Origin of the sequence: Halovenus salina, assembly GCF_026410925.1 — an archaeon.
In the GTDB taxonomy this organism is placed as follows: domain Archaea; phylum Halobacteriota; class Halobacteria; order Halobacteriales; family Haloarculaceae; genus Halovenus; species Halovenus salina.
Map to the genome: position 1 here is coordinate 2,219,175 of NZ_CP112972.1, position 13,061 is coordinate 2,232,235.

Sequence of the window (13,061 nt, forward strand, 5' to 3'; positions counted from 1 at the left end):
AATTATGCTAAGATGTTGTTCTGGTTGAGTTACAAGCTGAGATTCGCTAATAACTGAATCGAAGTTTCTTTTCTCTATCTTCAGAAGTCACGCTGATCACTTACTGAGGCGGTCAGTGTCCGCAGACCGCTCTAGTTAAAACTCGCTCATACAATATCTTTAGCCTGACATTGTTTGAGTGTGAATTTGATCTGTTATGTTATCCTCTCTGGGCGAATATCTACCGGAATTGGACAAAAGAACCACATTCATTGCTCTCTGAGGAGACCGTCAAATATATTAGTTATTTATCAAAAAAGTGACCGCAAGGCCAAAAAGATCAACGACGAATAACCTCTATTGGAAATCGATGACACGCTCATTGATTTGAGAATCAGCAAACATATCGCTGATGCTAGAAAACTACCTACGAAGATCTCTCCCTTCATTGAACATGGTTGGATTGCTGGATACAACTCCAAGAAGCTCTGAGCAACCGCTTTTTTGACTCGCTTGATGACCTAGCAACCGCGATTGATGTTGCGCTCAATCAACTTTCGACTCCAAATATGAGCAAGTATTTCTAATCACTACTATGGGAACGCAGTCCTACTCCAACGATGGGATGATAATCTAAATCGCTATTGATGATAGCGGAACTGGTTCCTCAGTTGGTTGTAAGTTCATTGGTGGTCGCTGAGTAAATGATCGCTACGCGAATGCAACTCATTGACCAAACCAAACTACGCTCTATCATATCCAGAGTACTGGGAACAGTGGCGATTTGCTAGCGAAGAGGGTGTCATAGAACGAGTAGCACATCAAAGAGCAGGGCGAACGCTGAGGTGGATGAGTTCAGCGACCCTGCAAGATGATCCTTCGGTAGAGTCGTTCTTTAATGTCATGGAGACCGAGACGTAGCGCTGTTCGAGCACCTCTCCTTCGAATTTCTCGAAGAGTTCGACGTGTTCGCCCCGGCGAAGACGGGGCGAACACGAGACCACGAACCACCAGAGCTGATGCGTGGCTTTCTCCACTGCTACTACAAGGACATCTACGGCATTCGTCCCGTTGAACGAGAGCTTCGGAACACGGTTGTCTGGCTGAGCTGTGGGTTCGATCGACCGCCGTCGAGAGACGCGGTCGATCGCTTCCTTACCGATCTTGAACACGTTGTTAACAAGGGACTTGGTCACCTCGTCGAGCAGGCCGCCCGCCGCGGCCTGCTCGACTTGACTTACTGCATTGATTCAACTGACGTGAGGGCGATGCCCGCCGATCAAGATGCATCGAAATGCTACGATCCAACCGACTAAGAGTACTACTACGGGTACGGCTGTACGATTGTTTCAGCCGGACAAAAAATACCGATTGCAGCCGAGTTCACAGAGAGCAAACAAGCGCCAGAGGAGACGGCGACGCGCGTCGTCGTCGCCAAGCCGAGATGGATGGTCGGTGACAGCGCCTACGACACGCTGGATTGGCACGACCACCTGCTGGCCGCAGGGGTCGTGCCAGTCGCCCCGTACAATGCGCGAAACACCGATGATCCAAAAGACATCGAGTACAGAATCGAAGACCGCATCGAACAACACAGCGAAGACGTTCAGCTGAAGCAACCAACGTTGGACGAGACGTACAACCGCCGCAATGGAGTCGAACGAACCAACGAGTCAGTCAAGGACTGCGGCCTCGGGCGTGCGTTCGCCCGAGGCCGCGTCCACGCACGAGCACAGGTGTTCCTTGCCCTATCCCTTCGCCTTGTCGTCGCAATCACCAACTACGAACGCGGAAACAATCTAGGGAGTACAATTATCACGGTGTGAGAAGAGTTCTATGACACTCTCAGCGAAGCCAATAGTAATATAGTATGTGGTTCCCATCAACACATATGGCCGACGAACCGTTGAAACAGTTGGATGCCGAGAAAATAAATAATGTATATATATTTCTTGCGGACGCGCTGCGGTTTGAGTATCTACCAAACGAAGTCGCCGATCTGGGACTCTCATTCAAGACTGTGGCACATGCACTGACCACACCCCAGTGCTTGCCGACCATCTCTTCTGGCCTCCTCCCACCAAAACATGGCGTCACTTGGTTTAATCACACAGTTCCGAAAGACCTGCCTACATTTTTCGATCTTAAGGGTTACAACACTGGATATTCGGAGTTGCTCTGGCCAGGTGGCGCGTTACGAGACGTGTTAGGCCAACCGGACAAGCTCGATATAGAGACTGCAGAAGAGCCCTTCATCGTCTTCGAACACGACAATGGGGGACACGCTCCGTATCCTGAGCGTAAGAGCAGTAGTCCATCAGAAATGCTGCGTTCTATGAAATCGCGTGACGAGGCCGTTTCGGCGTATCGGGAGACAGTTTCTGGAAGCGCCGAGCGGTTTAAGCAACGACTTTCCATCTTAGACGACAGGGGTGTGCTTGATAATACACTCGTCATTTTCTTAGCAGACCATGGTGAATTGCTGGGTGAATACGGTGGGTTCTTTGGCCATCAACTCCCAATGACGCCAGAATTAGTGTACGTTCCCACGGTCTTCGTTCATCCATCTCTCCCTGCAGGCGAGCGGGGACAACATCTGCTGAAACAGGCGGACCTCTACCCAACCATTGTGGAGGTGCTTACCGGTAAGGAAGTGGACAGTGATGGGCAGTCGTTGACGGAGCCAGTAGGGGATGATCGCGCAACTTACTCCAAGACAATAGTCCAGCCTCCGCGAAAATATCATGGGACGATAATCGATCCAGCATACGAAGCTCACAGCATTTGGACCAAAGCGGGCGGCCATGTGTTTGTCGATAATTCAAAGATCATCAGGGCTATCACGGCTATCTACGAGGGGACACAATCAGGCCATACAGCCGCGTATAATTCTCACAGGAATATAGTACAGAGACTGAGCTTGACGCTTCCACACTATCTGCGAGACCGCTATCAGTATGGGGAGCCCAAAATAGAAAGAAAGGAGGCAAGAAAGTTGAGTGATAACAAACGGCGATCAGAGTACGAGAGCAAGGAAAGAAACCTGTCCGAAGAAACAAAAAGGCAATTGTCTAACCTTGGGTATCGCTAAGTTCTACTTGCGGACTAACACTCGTTACAAGACGAACAGCATTGAGACAACCGTGAGCTACGCATAGCTATCCACCAGTCGAGTTAGTCAGTTCGGCATGAAATATACCCGGCCACGTGCTGATAGTGTTTATCTGGAGTTCTTCCCGATATCTTGATACACTCTTGGGTGAGCGATTGCTGGTAGCGACATAGTACGGTTTGAAAGGTCAGTACCTCACAAAGCTCGTTAGTTGAAGGAGTCCGCTTGGTGAGTTGTGACTAAGCAAACCGGCGACGCCACGGCAAGGCGGGCGTCGCCTCTGGTGGTGGCCGTTCGAGGACTTCATTCGGCTGATCACTCGTGCAGCGTGGAACGCGCTGTCGGTGAAACGTAAGATTCCAACAAACAAGCCACCTGACGACCGATTCACCCGATAGATACCAACCGGGAACCATCGGATTCGTAGTAGCAACGCTGTCGTCGTCGACGGCTGACCACCGCCGACTCGGCACCATCCACTAGTTGTTGTCTGTTTGGTGGAAAATTCATGCGATACCTGTGCCGACTGCAGCGTTCATCTGTGGGTTGCGGTCAATCAGCACCGAACGTTTGTGAGGTACTGAAGATAATTTTGAGTGCTTCGTCTCCGGGTTTGTGGCGGACACACTGGCGTAACCGAAGCTCTCTGAGATGCGGCGTGAGTTTGTCTTTGGAAACTCTTCGATGAGACGAGAGCCAAGCAAGTGTCAGTCGATCACATCGAGTTAGAGGAAGCGTCTGCTTGAGGAAGATGTGCAACAACCACAAGCAGACAACAAGATAGAGGAAGAGCACCTGCTTAATTTTGTCGTCAACAGTCTTGAGAAGGAACTTGCGGTAGATCTCGGAGAAGACGTTAAGGTTTCTACGGAGACATTGTATGAGGTCCTCGCCGGCGCCAGCGCCGGCGGGACCTCGATCAATCACGTCTGCGAAACGACAGACGACTCGCCGCATGCCAATACCGTCCGAGGATATCTCACCGATCAGTTCGACCTAGATACTGTCGAGGCAGTTGGAGACATGCTCTTACAACGAGATGCGCTTGAGACATTGCCGGATCGGCCGGTGGAGGTCGTCGTCGACCTCCACCTCGATCCCTACTACGGTGACGAAGACGAGACAGAGGCTCTGTACTTCTCACAGGCGAAACGAGGAACCACCGCGTTTCACGCCTATGCCACGCTCTACGCGCGGGTGCGCAACAAGCGCTACACACTGGCAGTTCGTCAGCTGGTTGACGGTGAGACGACTAGCGATGTCCTCGCAGAGTTTCTCGAACTTCTCGACGGCCTTGACCTGGCCGTCAAGGCCGTCTACCTTGACCGCGGATTTTACAACAGCACCTGTCTCAGCTTGCTGTACGCGCACAACTACGCCTACGTCATGCCGATTGTCAAGTGGGGCGAGGCGATCCAGGAGGAACTCAACAGAGGCTGGAGCCGCGAGATCGAACACGATCTCGCCGGCAAGGTAACGTTCCCTGTGTTCATCGACTGTGTCTACCAACAAGGACGGTACGACGAACACGGGGTGGCGCGCCACGGCTACGCCGCTGACGCGCCGTTCATCGACACGCCACGAGATGCACGAGAGCACTACAGCAAACGTTTCGGCATCGAATCGAGCTATCGATTAGCCAAACAGAGTCTCGCGTTCACTAGTTCGCAGGACGCTGGTCTGCGACTGGTGATGTTTATCGTGAGCTTGCTGCTCCAGAACAGCTGGCGGTATCTCCACTGGCAATACGTGGCGGCGCCCCGCCGCGGGGGGCGCCGCCTCTGGAAATGGCCGTTCAGAGAGTTCTGTGAGATGGTACTCCGGGCAGCCTGGACAGCACTTGGCGTCCGCAGAGCTGTCCCAGCGAACCAACCGCTTGACGACCGGTTCTTCCGGTAGCTGCCCCAAATGAGGACAGCGGTCGTGAGTGGCAACGCTGTCGCGTCGGCGGCGATCCGCCGCCGACAGCGACTGGTAAGCATCAAACTCCGGCCGCCAAGAACAGAACTTACCGGTTCACTCCGTTCGAACTCTATCCAAGTATCGAAGACAACTATTCAGCGGCTACTGGACAGGGTAGTGAGCTCTTTGATGTGATCGACTGAGTGTTGGTTATACATTGCCGTCAGCGTATTTGCCTGCGTCGTGGACGACGTACTGACGGTTGAACTTATCATCCGAATTAAATGGCTCGTAAGCACGAAAGCCGTTGGTGTAGACGGTCAGCGACTCCTGCTGACGGAGTCAACAGGAGTCGAATCGTTGATTCCTCTGTGGCTTTCGGCGGGTGAATGTACGTCTGACCGGTGCCGGAGTCGGCAAGGGAGAATCCCTGCGACTTATCGTCCTGATGTGTCTCGTTTACGAAATTGAACAAGTCATTCTCCGCCTGAATTAACTCACGTATGTCGGCTCACCAAAGTCTAGGAAGCAAATGGTAAGACATGAATTTAAATACCTAAACAGAATAAGGGAGTAATATGATAGTCCGTAGGGGATCCCACACGAAGCAAATCGCAAAGTCATTTTTTCCATACGTACGGTCCGGGTTGGAGACTCTTCTTTCACATAACGCAGTATCACGCTCCGAGCTTCAATCTAAGTTTGAACAAAATGGTAGCTTCATTGAATATGATCAAGAACGGACGTTTACTGTCACTGAGCCAAAGGCATATAATACCTGGATTGAAGAAATGGACCGAATGAAAGGAGAACACCGAATTTCCAAGCCATTTGTTGGTGTGCTATCCGATGTGACATTAGTTGGGTCTCATCCTTTTGTCTTATATGAAGGAGAATATGTGAAAGAGAGTTCTGTTAAACCAACAATTCAGACTTTGAATTTTATAAATTCCTTATCTAACACACCTAAGCGAATCATTGGTAAAAATAATACAAAGCAAGAGATTGATGTGGCTTGTCTTTTACACCATAGTTGGGTAGATGGTTATTTTCATTGGATTGCAGAGACTATCACACGACTAGAAGGTGTAAAAGAATATGAAGAAAGAACAAATAGTAGCCCAAAATTAATTCTTGGTCCTAATTTGAATGATTTTCAGCGTGAGACATTAAATCTGCTTGGGTATAGTGACAATGATCTCATACAATGGACATCTGCGTATGGTAAAGTAAAAAAGTTAGTAATTCCCACCTTACGGAGAGAAATAAATCCGAAGATACCCTCACCTTTCGCTTATCACTGGATTCGTGAACAGCTCAGAAATAAATGTATGGAACACGTGAATACATCTAAGTTCTCAAATAGAGTATATATTTCAAGAGATGACGCAGAAGAACGGAGGGTTGTAAATGAAAGTGAAGTTATGAAAACTCTCAACGGATACGGGTTTGAGAAGTATATACTTTCAAATATGTGTGTGGCAGAAATAATCGCGTTGTTTGCACAAGCTGATGTTATTGTAGGGCCTCATGGAGCAGGACTAACTGATATAATCTATACGGAAGATGTTGCAGTTATCGAATTCCACCCAGAAGATAGGTTAAACGGTGTATATTTTATGATAACAGAACAACTAAATGGATGGTATGGATACTTGCTGTGTGCATCTAAAAGTAAAAAAACGAATGATATTGTTGTAAATGTGGACGAACTTGAAGAAGTTTTAATAGCAGCTATAGACCGCAAGCACGATTGATAAATATAATCGTTTCCTGAATATATATATATATATATTGTATTAATTTTGATCTATTAACAACTACTCTGGAACCGTCTAGTTAGTGATACGGTGGTAGTGACTCGATGGAAACGCTGCTATACCATGAGAACGTGAACCAAGACATGGGGCGCACGAGACCGATATCTGAACCGTGCCATCGAGCACGTGGTAGTGACTGGTCCATGCGCGAAGGGAGCCGAATCATGGGCGCTACAGCTCGACTGCCGCCGACAGCGGCAGTCGAGAAAGCCCGAATAGGTGCATCTCTGGTTCGCGCACTACCGCCCCGAGTCACGAGATCGTGATCCCGACGGTGAAGGATACTGAGTGCGGACAGAGACGAGGGAGCTGAGGGCCGCCGATCCGAGCGGCCCTCAGCGGCCGGCGCGGGTCTGGTGAGCCACTGCTTTCGCCAGACAGCGACCGCACCGCATCACGATATGGACCGCCTGTCGGCTGTGGCGATAGTAGATTCCAAGACGGCGTAACTATTTTATCGAAAACGGTGGTTTGTGTAGGTAGCAGCGTTTCCATAGGTGTTCAGATAAGCTGATTCCATGCGAAGCTGAATGATTTGAGCCAGTCGTCAGCTGTTTCTTGTTTGGCGTGAATAAAACAGTTTGAAAACGAAGATGTTCTGCGTTTTATTCCACGAGTACGTATTTACCCTGAGAACGCAACCGCTGGCACGGTCTGAGCCCGTGGGATCATCTTGTTGTCTCGGGAAACTCGTCTGAGTTCTTGGTAGGGATTGCGTCCCTGCTGTCGCTAGGTCGCCAGCAGGGACAGCAACGTCTCGTGAACAAACATTCCTCGGTCATTCCGAAGCGTTCTGATGACTTTCCGGAGTACTACCGGTTCACGAAGCGCGTTTTCGGCGGAGTTATTCGTTGGGGAGACCGCTGGCTCACCGAAAGGTGAGCCAGTGGCCGAGACCTCCTTCGACTTTCCCGAGCAGTGTTGCCACTGGTCCGTCGGGAACTGACCGCTTAATCAACGATTCAAGCTCTCTTCGTGCCACACGCTGGAGTTCTGCCCGCTCACGTATTGTCAAGTCGCTCTCCAATCGGGTCTGGAGAGCGACGTACAGTTGCTTAAGAGAACGGTAGATCGGTACGCCTTCTGCGTGCTGTTCAGCGACATCTTCCGCCTCCCGGAGAATATGCGCCCAGCACCGCTGTAGGTTGCTACTGAAGTCCGGATACGCTGTCCAGCCGTCACAAACGACAGTTCCCGCGACTCGCCGAGGACTTCTGCGGGAACATCACTGCCCCGTGTCTCTCTGACCGCGTACAGCGTGTGTTCGTCGGTTCGGAACGTCCAGATCCACGCTTGCTCGCCGTCACGTTTGATCCCTGTTTCGTCGATGTGGACCACGTCGGCTTGCTTGATTTGCTGGCGGATCTGCTCGTACTCACAGCGACCAGCGCGCGCAGCGCGCTCGGTCGCGTGCCACGCCGACGCTCCCGAAAGCTCCAGATCATGGAGTTGCTCGAAGCGGTCGGCAATCTTCCGGTAGGGAAGCCGACAATCGTACCGGGAAAGAGCTGCTTGGGCAATGACGTTCACCCAGAACTGCCCTTCATCAGGGCAGTCGGGGTGAGAGGCGACAGTCTTCGTTCCGCAAGAGTTACACTCGTAGCGGTAGCGATTGTACTGTGTCACCTCTGGTGGCTGTGGATCGGGTGTCTCCTCGACGAGTCGGGGGCAGATGCCCGCCGACTCGTCAAATTCGTCGCCACACTTTGGACAACAGTCGCAAGTGACCTTGATTTCCTGATCTGGGTCAGGTGTGGTCCGCCACTCTGGCTCATGTCCGGGTTACGACCCGGCGAACCACCGTCAGTCCGTGGTTGTTCGTCGTCCTCGTCTCCGCCAGACGAGGACGACTCTTCTTCGGTAGATTGGTCCTTGCTCGGTGGTGTATGCGGTCCCTCATACCACCGAAGCTTGGCTTTCAGCCGCTTGTTCTCTTCACGGAGCTTCTCGCTTTCCTCTTCGAGCGCAGTCAGACGCTCAAGGATTTCCTCCTTAGTGGGCTCCAAGGATGTCATAGACCGGCGAGACGGGATGGTCTCGAACCGCGAGACCATCCCTCAGAAGCCTGGTTCCTCGCCCGGCACATCTTGATCTACGATACCGGTAGATTTCCATCTACGAGAGACTGGCGAAATCGTTACAGGGGTAAACACGCACAGTTTCCCGAGACCACCTTCGTTCCAGCGTGTCGCCCATCAACTTCCTGTTCCTCCTGACTTTCCAACCTTATCGGCAGCGTCAGCCAGCGTTGCGCCCTTGTAGAGACGTTTGATGAAGGTGAGCTGCTTGCTCACCTTCTCATCAGCCGTTTCAGTAAGGAGACGATCAAGATCGGCTTGACTCACATGCGGCACAATCTCTTTCTCCCGGCCAGTCATGTCATCAACATCAACGACTATTTCCTTCGTATCTTCGCTGAAGCACTACAGGGCGTTTGCCGTCCGCCTGCATTTGGCGGGATTGTCGTTCAGAGAAACAGCAGCGATTCTACGGCTGTTAGACGTAGATCGCTCGCATCAGGCAGTCTGGCAGTGGAAAGAACGGCTGGCTGACAGCGCCCTTGACCCGCGTCGGCGTCCGACGCGGGTCCAGTAGACGAAACCGCTGTCAAAATCGGCGGTGAGTGGCAGTGGGTGTACGCTGCCATCGACGTGGAAACAAAGTTATTGCTCGATATTGCTGTGTTCAACCGTCATGGCACTGATCCAGCTGCAGCGTTTCTACATGGGCTCACCGAGAAACACGATGTCGAAAACGCCGTGTTTCTGTTCGATGGCCACGGCTACTTGACTGCCCTCTCCCGGCTCGGATTGGGCGGTCGGCCCGACTATTCGACGCGAACCCTCCTCGAAAAATGGGTTCACACCCTCAAAATGCGCACCGACCGCTTCTATACGTCATGGGTGGGTAGTCGGGCTGTCGTCATGTGGTGGCTTCACCAGTTTCAGCACTATTACAACCATCACAGACCGCATCAATCACTCGACGGCAACACACCAACGGAGGTTATCTAGGCAGTGCCACTACCCTAATGATGTAATTTACATAATGGCTTGTTCGTATAGTTTAATAATACGTTTTCCCATGCGTTCAAGACTCATATCTTGTACGTTAGCACGACCATCTGAGGGCTCGCCTGTTTCTAAGATTTCTAATAACGATTCAATTAATTCTGATCCGTTTTGACAGACAGCAGATTGTTTAACCCCGGATAGTCTTTCACCTACATCGCCTACATCTGTCGAAACGACTGGTGTGTTACAGGCCATTGCTTCTTTGACTGTGTTAGGAGAACCTTCCCGGTTAGATGTCAACAGGAGTGCGTCAGCGGCATTCATATACGTTGGGACTTCATCATGGTTCACATCATACACGGTTTGCAAGTGTACTCTCTCGGAATGCCTTTTGTTGACAGCTTTTACGACGCGTTCAGCTAATGGATAATTTTTCACTGATCTTGAGGGATGGTACGGAAACAAGACGTGTTTCGTTGATGAGTCCCAGCCTACCGACTGCTGAGCGTTGGTTTGAGGGCACGGTCTAAATTGCTCCATATCAATCCCTGATGGGATTATATGCACGTCTCCACTTAATTCATCACGCATCTCCTCACTTCTAACGATGACTTCTTGGCAATATTTAGTACAGTGTTTCACGAATAGTCCGTACTCACCACTAAGATCAGACCCCCAGAGGGTGAGGACAATCGGCCGGTTGGGTTGTGCTATAGCAAAAGGCGCAGTGAGTCCAAAATTTGCGTGAACGAGATCATAGTCACTAAATGATTTACGAAACACTGTGGGGTACATTCTTAAATAATCAGAAACAGTTCGTGTGCTTTCTTGTCTGACACCGTGGTTGTGACTTTGTTTACGGGGAGAAACATGAGTGAAATTAATCCCATGTGACTCAAGAACCTCAATCTGTTTCTGATAAAAAGGAGCATAGCGATTAGCTACTAGGGACAATACCTTCATTTTTTAATTTGTTGACATGCATTCATTGAAGATCCAACCAATATCGTTGCTGAGACAGAACGCAAACACGTAAGTATCATGCATTTGTGAGTCCTTGTCATTCCGCTGCTCGCTCAGCAAGTACTTCTACTATCTGTTTAGCAGCAGTTCCATCACCGTAAGGCGCTGGTTTCTCTTCTGGACGAGAGTTTATCTGTAATTCCTGTTCGATTACTTCATTATCGGCACCCACTAACACGTTCCATCCACTTGCGACTGTCTCAACCCACTCCGTCTCCTCACGCATCGTCACGCAGGGAGTATCGAGGAAGAACGCCTCCTTCTGGACGCCGCCCGAGTCCGTTGCAACCCGCTGTGCTCCGTCAAGCAACCGAACGAAATCCAGATAACCGACTGGGTTGATGACTTCGAGCTCTGCCCTTGCACGTTTCCAGAGATCATATTCGCGCAACCGCTGCTCAGTCCGTGGATGAACCGGTAATACCACCGGCAGCGGGCTGTTGGTGAGACCATCGAGAATCTCCGTCAGATTCGTTCGGTTGTCAGTGTTGCCGGCCCGGTGCACCGTTGAGAGGATGAAATCGTCTTCCTCGTAGCCGAGATCATCAAGCACCGTCGACTCCTCCTGAGCCACCTCACGAGCCCACAGAATCGAGTCGTACATCACGTCTCCGACGACGTGAACTCCCTCTGTGATTCCCTCTGATGCGAGCGTCTCTGCCGCCGAGTCACTCGGGGGGAACAACAGATTCGATGCATGGTCAGTCAGTATCCGATTTATTTCTTCAGGCATCTCCCGGTTGTAACTCCGGAGTCCAGCTTCGACGTGAGCAACCACCGGATCAAGTTTTGAAGACGCAATCGCACCCGCGAGCGTCGAGTTCGTATCGCCATAGAGTAGAACCGCATCCGGTTCTTCGGTCTCGAGAACGTGTTCAATCTCCATGAGCATAGAACCAGTTTGACGACCGTGGGTATCAGAACCAATCCCGAGATTGAAATCTGGCTCAGGGATGCCCAGTTCTTCGAAGAATATCTCAGAGAGTTCCTTGTCGTAATGTTGCCCCGTGTGGACGAGTATTTCGTCGTGACGGTCTCGAAGCACACGTGAGACAGCGAAGGCTTTGATGAACTGTGGTCGAGCTCCAACGACTGTTAGCACACGCATTATTGAACCACATCCTCGTGATCACGGATTATTTTTTCGACCCCATTCCTGTCCGCAGCCGCGAATCTCTTCGTGATGTCAAGTATGACCTCAGTCAAATTTACCTTGTCAGACAGATACTCATTACGACGTGACCTCCACTCGTTCTGTATTGATGGTTCTTCCAGTATTTCTCGTGCCTGTTCAAGGACATTGTCAAACTCGGCTAGATTGAAAATTAAGCTATTCTCTTCCAGGTTCTTGAAGTTCCCCATATCTGACTCGCCGACAAATGAGTTCGATCGAATTGCTGGCGTGCCAAGGAATGCAGCCTCTGTCACGATGGTTTGTGTATCAGCAACTAGCAGACTTGCATTCGCGAGTGCATCGTGCATTAACGCGGGATGGAGATGGAATTTCTGACCGTCAACTGTACTGAAATCGAGTATATCACTTTCGTCGGAAACGAACACTGTTGCATATTGGCTTAGTTCATCAATCAGTTGTTCTTTTTGTCCTCGACTGAATCCTGCATGAGCAACGTCATGGTGGGAGCCGAAGGCGTTGAACCGTAAAATTACATACGGGTCTCCCGAGACACCAAGCTCGTCATGGATGTTCTCAGTACCCGGCTCGTAAATATCTGGATGTAGATAGGCAGTCTCTTTGAATCCACGGAAATAATAGTGGTTATTTCCGAGATCCTTCTGGAACGCATGTGGAGTTAAGAATATATTGGTGAACGGTTTGGACACTGTGTGGTCAAGTGATGTGGGCTCAGAGTCGAGGATTGAGACGACTGGTGTTCGTGTCACTGCGCCCGCAAACGCTGAATATGCACCCATGCCGAAGATCAAATCGGGGTCGTAACTTCGTGCCTTTCTAAAAATATTGGTAAAATGGGTAGGCAGGTTTCTGGCTAACGAAAACTTCGCAGTGCCACATCCCCCGTACAGCTCGTACTCGACGTCTTCGTAATCAAGCAATTCTTTGGTACATCCGTAATCTCTCGCCAGAGCCAGAGTAGAGTGTTGTGTCTCTTCAAGTGACCTAATAGTGTTTTTATAAAGATGGACGTGTGCCGGTGTGTTAGTGAAGAATAAATAATTCATTGTTTATTTATA

Annotated in this window: 6 protein-coding genes and 8 pseudogenes; 7 read left to right on the forward strand and 7 right to left on the reverse strand. The window is 50.4% G+C overall.

Features of this window, described 5'->3' with window-relative positions; genetic code table 11:
- Positions 1-440 precede the first annotated feature (440 nt).
- From OSC37_RS11130 to OSC37_RS11150, 5 genes and pseudogenes are all read left to right on the forward strand, one after another.
- Positions 441-566, forward strand: a pseudogene (locus OSC37_RS11130) (IS630 family transposase); the annotation flags it as partial.
- Between the two features lie 262 nt (positions 567-828).
- Positions 829-1,805 (forward strand): annotated as a pseudogene (locus tag OSC37_RS11135) (transposase).
- Between the two features lie 65 nt (positions 1,806-1,870).
- Positions 1,871-3,070: a sulfatase-like hydrolase/transferase gene (locus OSC37_RS11140; protein WP_267161529.1), complete on the forward strand. Its 1,200-nt coding sequence runs from the start codon at positions 1,871-1,873 to the stop codon at positions 3,068-3,070.
- A 272-nt stretch (positions 3,071-3,342) separates the two neighbouring features.
- Positions 3,343-3,489, forward strand: a pseudogene (locus tag OSC37_RS11145) (ISH3 family transposase); the annotation flags it as partial.
- Between the two features lie 355 nt (positions 3,490-3,844).
- Positions 3,845-4,990 (forward strand): ISH3 family transposase, encoded by a 1,146-nt coding sequence (locus OSC37_RS11150; protein WP_267161524.1) that lies wholly within the window; start codon positions 3,845-3,847, stop codon positions 4,988-4,990.
- A gap of 216 nt (positions 4,991-5,206) precedes the next feature.
- Here OSC37_RS11150 and OSC37_RS11155 read toward each other — a convergent pair.
- Positions 5,207-5,435: pseudogene (locus OSC37_RS11155) on the reverse strand (IS1595 family transposase); the annotation flags it as partial.
- Positions 5,436-5,793: 358 nt separating this feature from the next.
- Between OSC37_RS11155 and OSC37_RS11160 the strand changes: the two are divergent.
- Positions 5,794-6,750: a glycosyltransferase family 61 protein gene (locus OSC37_RS11160; RefSeq protein ID WP_267161530.1), complete on the forward strand. Its 957-nt coding sequence runs from the start codon at positions 5,794-5,796 to the stop codon at positions 6,748-6,750.
- Between the two features lie 564 nt (positions 6,751-7,314).
- Here the strand turns inward: OSC37_RS11160 and OSC37_RS11165 are convergent.
- The 3 pseudogenes from OSC37_RS11165 to OSC37_RS11175 all read right to left on the reverse strand — a co-directional run.
- Positions 7,315-7,428 (reverse strand): annotated as a pseudogene (locus tag OSC37_RS11165) (IS6 family transposase); the annotation flags it as partial.
- A gap of 9 nt (positions 7,429-7,437) precedes the next feature.
- Positions 7,438-8,867 (reverse strand): annotated as a pseudogene (gene tnpC / locus OSC37_RS11170) (IS66 family transposase).
- Positions 8,868-9,011: 144 nt separating this feature from the next.
- Positions 9,012-9,191: pseudogene (locus OSC37_RS11175) on the reverse strand (IS630 family transposase); the annotation flags it as partial.
- A gap of 49 nt (positions 9,192-9,240) precedes the next feature.
- Here OSC37_RS11175 and OSC37_RS11180 point away from each other — a divergent pair.
- Positions 9,241-9,827 (forward strand): annotated as a pseudogene (locus OSC37_RS11180) (IS6 family transposase); the annotation flags it as partial.
- Between the two features lie 27 nt (positions 9,828-9,854).
- Here OSC37_RS11180 and OSC37_RS11185 read toward each other — a convergent pair.
- From OSC37_RS11185 to OSC37_RS11195, 3 genes are all read right to left on the reverse strand, one after another.
- Positions 9,855-10,790, reverse strand: coding sequence for a glycosyltransferase family 4 protein (locus OSC37_RS11185; protein ID WP_267161531.1), 936 nt, complete (start codon positions 10,788-10,790; stop codon positions 9,855-9,857).
- Positions 10,791-10,887: 97 nt separating this feature from the next.
- Positions 10,888-11,958, reverse strand: coding sequence for a non-hydrolyzing UDP-N-acetylglucosamine 2-epimerase (gene wecB, locus OSC37_RS11190; RefSeq protein WP_267161532.1), 1,071 nt, complete (start codon positions 11,956-11,958; stop codon positions 10,888-10,890).
- Positions 11,958-13,049 (reverse strand): DUF354 domain-containing protein, encoded by a 1,092-nt coding sequence (locus OSC37_RS11195; protein WP_267161533.1) that lies wholly within the window; start codon positions 13,047-13,049, stop codon positions 11,958-11,960. The genes wecB and OSC37_RS11195 overlap by 1 nt, the downstream gene beginning before the upstream one ends.
- Between the last annotated feature and the right edge of the window lie 12 nt (positions 13,050-13,061).